The 5139-nt window shown below is 68.1% G+C and carries 6 protein-coding genes; 1 reads left to right on the forward strand and 5 read right to left on the reverse strand.

All coding sequences use genetic code 11. From position 1 onward, the window contains the following. The coding region (locus tag QN345_RS15385) for a chromosome segregation SMC family protein (protein WP_323508829.1) at positions 1-1029 on the reverse strand (1029 nt) is incomplete at its 3' end. A gap of 126 nt (positions 1030-1155) precedes the next feature. On the opposite strand from QN345_RS15385, the gene QN345_RS15390 reads away from it, so the two are divergent. After that, a complete protein-coding gene (locus QN345_RS15390; protein ID WP_322135641.1) occupies positions 1156-2325 on the forward strand; it encodes a GNAT family N-acetyltransferase in 1170 nt (389 codons plus the stop codon). A 16-nt stretch (positions 2326-2341) separates the two neighbouring features. On the opposite strand, the gene mutM is transcribed toward QN345_RS15390, so the two are convergent. The 4 genes from mutM to QN345_RS15410 all read right to left on the reverse strand — a co-directional run bounded on the left by mutM (position 2342) and on the right by QN345_RS15410 (position 4923). Continuing rightward, the gene (mutM, locus tag QN345_RS15395) at positions 2342-3247 is read right to left on the reverse strand and encodes a bifunctional DNA-formamidopyrimidine glycosylase/DNA-(apurinic or apyrimidinic site) lyase (RefSeq protein ID WP_323508830.1); all 906 of its coding nucleotides are present in this window, start codon (positions 3245-3247) and stop codon (positions 2342-2344) included. A 69-nt stretch (positions 3248-3316) separates the two neighbouring features. Then, positions 3317-4006 (reverse strand): ribonuclease III, encoded by a 690-nt coding sequence (gene rnc, locus QN345_RS15400; RefSeq protein WP_134448065.1) that lies wholly within the window; start codon positions 4004-4006, stop codon positions 3317-3319. Between the two features lie 135 nt (positions 4007-4141). Continuing rightward, positions 4142-4345 carry a 50S ribosomal protein L32 gene (rpmF, locus tag QN345_RS15405; protein WP_134447547.1) on the reverse strand — a complete coding sequence of 68 codons (204 nt, stop codon included), beginning with the start codon at positions 4343-4345 and terminating at the stop codon, positions 4142-4144. 2 nt (positions 4346-4347) lie between these two features. Next, positions 4348-4923, reverse strand: coding sequence for a YceD family protein (locus QN345_RS15410; protein ID WP_134447545.1), 576 nt, complete (start codon positions 4921-4923; stop codon positions 4348-4350). Positions 4924-5139: the final 216 nt, after the last annotated feature.

Below are 5139 nucleotides of genomic sequence, written 5' to 3' on the forward strand. Positions count from 1 at the left end.
GCGTTCGGTGAGCCGCACGATCTCCGCCGCGGCGTCCGTGAGCATCGCCGGGGTCACACTCGGGCCGGCGTCGACCGATTCGGACTGGGAACCGAGAAGGGCGAGGCGCTGGTTCGCGAGCGTGTACAGCCCGCGGAGGCGTTCCTGCACGGATTCGACGCCGAAGCTCGTGCGCCGGGCGGCGTCGACGGCGTCGCCGATCTGGGCCTCCTCGAGGCGGTGCAGGCGCAACTGCTTCTGGTCGAGCTGTTCCTGGAGCACGATGCGTTCGGAGTGCCGTTCGCTCTCGCTGCGGCCGTGGGCGTCGAGGGTCCTGCGCAGGCCGACGACGTCGTCGGCGAGCAGGCGGGCGCGGGCATCACGCACGACGGCGGCGATGGTCTGGGCCTCGCGGGCGATCTCGGCCTGGCGCCCGAGCGGCTTGAGCTGGCGGCGGATCTCCCCGGCGAGGTCGCTCAGCCGGGTCAGGTTGGCCTGCATCGCGTCGAGCTTGCGCAGGGTCTTCTCCTTGCGGCGGCGGTGCTTGAGGATTCCGGCGGCCTCCTCGATGAAACCGCGCCGGTCCTCTGGGCTTGCGCGCAGGACCGCGTCAAGCTGGCCCTGGCCGACGATCACGTGCATCTCCCGCCCGAGGCCGGAGTCGCTCAGGAGCTCCTGCACGTCGAGCAGCCGGCAGCCCTGGCCGTTGATCGCGTACTCGCTTCCGCCGTTGCGGAACAGGGTGCGCGAGATGGTGACCTCGGTGTAGTCGATCGGCAACGCGCCATCCGTGTTGTCGATCGTGAGCGTCACCTCGGCGCGGCCGAGCGGGCCCTTCGTCGAGGTGCCCGCGAAGATGACGTCTTCCATCTTGCCGCCGCGGAGCGTCTTGACGCCCTGCTCCCCCATCACCCAGGCGAGAGCGTCGACGACGTTGGACTTGCCGGAGCCGTTCGGGCCGACGACGCAGGTGACGCCGGGCTCGAAAGCGAAGGTCGTGGGCTGCGCGAACGATTTGAACCCCTTGAGGGTGAGGCTCTTCAAGTACACCGTTGCGCCCTTCCCGTGAGTAGATATCGGCTCTCCCACGGTACCGGACGCAGCCGCCCGGGCCCGGGAGGCGCGGCGCTGCCCGCGGGGGTTTCGGCAGTGCCGACCGGACGCTACTCTGCCTGCATGGACGACCTCGTGCCCAGGATCGAGGAGCTCTCGATCCCGGAGGAGCCGGGTGCCGAGGGCTGGGACGACTTCGTCGCCGCCGCCGAGGTGCACAACACGGTCGAAGCGGATGCCTACGGGACCCACGAGCTGACCGTGACGGCGGAGGAGGCACTCCCGGAGTGGCTCGACCAGGATTGGGAGCCGAGGAGGCTGTTCGTGGTGCGGGCCGCGGACGGTTCAGCTCCTGCCGGCGGGAGCGACGAGGCTGCGGCTGACGCCCCGGCGGACGACCCCGCCGCGGCCGACGTGACCCACATCGTCGCGCGCGGTGTGTGTGAGTTTCAGGGCCCCGGCTCGGAGACTGCGTGGCTTCGCGCCGATGTCCTGCCGGGATACCGCAACCGCGGCATCGGTACCGCCCTGTTCGCGTTGCTCGAGTCGGTCGCCGAGGCCGACGGGTGCGTGAATCAGATCGTCTACGCGGCCTCGCCGGACTCACCGGGCGAACGCCTGGTCGCCCCGACCGGTTTCGGCTCACTGCCGTTGCGGAACCCCGAGGTGCGCTTCCTGCTCCGGCGCGGCTACCGTCTCGAGCAGGTCGAGCGAGGCAACCGCCTCGCACTTCCCTACGACCGCGAGCGGCTGGACCGGCTGCTGCGCGCGGCAGAGAAGCGCGCGGGAAAGGAATACGAGATCATTCAGTGGGACGGCTTCACGCCGATCCGGTGGCAGCCGGACATGGCGATGCTCTACGAAAGAATGAGCACGGACGCTCCCACCGCCGGCCTCGAGGAACCCGCAGAGTCCTGGCCCCTCGATCGGTTCCTCGACAGGCAGGCCCGGCTCGCGGACGGACCACGGACCGTCTACACCACAGCCGTCGTGCACCGCCCGTCCCGCGCACTGGTCGGGTTCACCGAACTCTCCGTTCCCGCTGAGACCGACAGGCCGGTCAACCAGGAGGACACCCTCGTGGTGCGGGAACATCGCGGGCACCGGCTCGGCCTGCTGCTCAAGGCCTGGAACCTGGAGAGCATCCTCCGGAACGAGCCAGGACATCCGTCGGTGATCACCTTCAACGCGGAGGAGAACCGGCACATGCTCGACATCAACGAGGAGCTCGGCTTCCTGCCGATCGGCTACGAGGGCGCCTGGCGGCGGCGCACGCCCCTTACGGACGCGTGAACCCTGGTTGACTCGGTCAGTGGAGGCGCTGGCAGACCGGGCAGAGGTGCGAGGACCTGTTCATGAACTGCTCGCGCACGAGGAGGGTTCCGCACCGCGGGCACGCGGTGCCCTGCCTGCCGTAGACGGCGAGGCTGTGCGAGAAGTAACCGGACTGGCCGTTGACGTTCACATACTGCGCATCGAAGCTCGTGCCGCCCTCGGCGAGGGCGCGCATCAGCACCGTGCGCACGGCGTCGAGCAACCGGATGCCTTCGGTGCGTGACAGGGACGACGCCGGCTGCTCGTAGTGCAGTCCGGCCGCGAACAGGGCTTCGTCGGCGTAGATGTTCCCGATGCCGCTGACCCAGGTCTGGTCGAGCAGCACCCGCTTGATCCCTGAGCCGCGCCGGGCCAGGGCGGCGAGGGCGCCATCCGTTCCGAAGTCGGGGTCGATGAGGTCACGGGCGATGTGGGCGACCTGGTCGGGGATCAGCCCGCTCCACGCACCCGTGCCCGCCCCGGCATACCCTCCTGGCAGTCCGTCGCCGGTGGGCTGCATCCGGTCTATCGCCATGCTGCCGAAGATCCGCTGGTCGGCGAAGTTGAGCCACAGTTCCCCGTGGTCGGGGTGTTCGAGGTGCAGGCGGATGCGCAACTGACGGTCTGCCTCCGAGCCCGGTTCCCGGAGCAGGACCTGGCCGCTCATGCCGAGGTGGATCACGAGGGCGCGTCCGGTGTCGATCGGCAGCCAGAGGAATTTGCCGCGGCGGACGGCGCCGAGCAGGCGATGCCCCTCGAGCTGCGGGGCGAACGGGCCGGTCAGGGGGTCGTGCCTGCGGAGGGAGCGTGGCTCGAAAACCTCAACGGCGGTGACGCGAGCACCGGTCACGGCGGGTTCGACGCCCGCGCGCACCACCTCGACCTCAGGAAGTTCTGGCAAGGAAGCGTCCAGACGATGGTGGCGGTGCCGTCGGATGCGCGGGAATGAGTCGAGCGGACATCGGCCAGGTCAGCGCGGGACGAGCCGGTTCCACGCCTCGAGGGCGGCGGCCATCTCGGCGTGCTTCTTGCTGGTGCCTTCTCCCGTTGCGACGACGATGCCGACGGTCACGGTCGCGATGAACACCTTGGAGTGGTCGGGGCCGCTCTCGGCGATCGCATAGACGGGTACGCCGGCGTCGAGCCGGGCCGCCGCTTCCTGCAGGCTCGTCTTCGGATCCATCGAGACTCCGAAGTGACCAGGGTCGTTGAGCATCGGCGCGATCAGCCGCAGCACGAAAGCCGTGGCGGCGTCCGGACCCGTGTCGAGGTAGACGGCACCGATGAGCGCCTCGACGGTGTCGGCGAGGATCGATGACTTGTCACGACCACCCGTGAGGATCTCGCCCCGCCCGAGCCGAACGTAGGCGCCGAGGCCGAGGCCCCTGGCGATTTCAGCGAGGGCGACACTCGAGACCAGGCTGGCCCGGCGCTTGGCCAGGTCGCCCTCGTCGAGCAGCGGATACGTGCGGTAGAGCATGACCGTGACGGCCTGGCCCAGGATCGAGTCGCCGAGGAATTCCAGGCGCTCGTTCGTAGGCACTCCGCCGTTCTCGTACGCGAAGGACCGATGGGTGAGCGCCAGCCGAAGCAGGCTCTCGTCGATCTGCACGCCGAGCGCGGACACGAGGGCCGAGGGGTCGGCTTCCGCGCCGGTCATCGGGTGACCGGCTGCGGCGTGCCCGGTCATACGGCGACCGCCCCGACGGTACCGCGACGCGACGAGCGGATGTTCCGGGTCAGAAGACGCGGTATCCGTCGGAGGAGCGGTACCTGGGGCGTGTACATCGCCGAATTAAATGTCGGCGACCTTGCGGCCCTTGTATTCCATGAACATCGCGGTTCCGGCGGTGTCGGTGACGACCTTGGCGCGGTGCGGGAGGCTGTAGACGACTTTGCCGTTTTCCATGGTCTTGACCAGGGTGGGGGCTTCGGCCTTCCAGCAGGAACGACGTGAGCGGGTGTTGGAGCGTGATTGCTTGCGCTTCGGGACTGCCATGACTACTTCTCTTCTCTTCTATCCGTTTCAGCGCGGATGTCTTCATCCGTGCCGATGCTTTCGGAAGCCTGGAAATTCACAAGCGCTGCCCACCGGGGATCGCGCATCTGTTCTGGTTCGAATTCAGGGGAAACGGCAAGCCGCTGCCCGGTCTCGGGGTCGAGACCCGGGCAATCCTGCCGGCAGACCGGCTGGAAAGGCAGTGACAGAACCACTGCATCCCTGATGAGCGGTTCAAGATCCACATGGTCCTCGACAACCGCACACTCATAAGCTTCATCAAGAGAGTACGCGAAAACCTCGTGAAACTCGACTCGGACAGGCAAGTCGATGTCAATCAGGCATCTTCCGCACTCGCCGGACGCGATTCCGGAGATCTGCGCGGACACCAGAAGGCTCTCGTGCAGGGTTTCGAGGCGGATGTTGACGTCGAGCGTCGACCCGGCCTTGACGGCAACGAGTCCCTCGCCGAGGTCGTCGGGAACGATGAGGTCGATGTGGCGCTCACGCATGGTGCCGGGGCGGTTGATGAGGTCACGCACGTCGACCTTGTACGGGGTCTTCTGAAACTTGGTCACGGGGGGAGATTCTACGCGTCCGTGACGGGTGCGCGCCCCCGTTCGCCGAGGAAGAGCCACAGGGACGCGGGAAGGAGGCGCGCACGCCAGCGCACAGCCGTGCTCGCACCCATGCTGATCCTCGTCGAGACCGTGTCGAGGTCGCCGAGGCCGACGGGTGCGTGAATCAGATCGTCTACGCGGCCTCGCCGGACTCACCGGGCGAACGCCTGGTCG

It is taken from the genome of Cryobacterium sp. 10I1, assembly GCF_035019805.1.
Classification (GTDB): domain Bacteria; phylum Actinomycetota; class Actinomycetes; order Actinomycetales; family Microbacteriaceae; genus Cryobacterium; species Cryobacterium glucosi.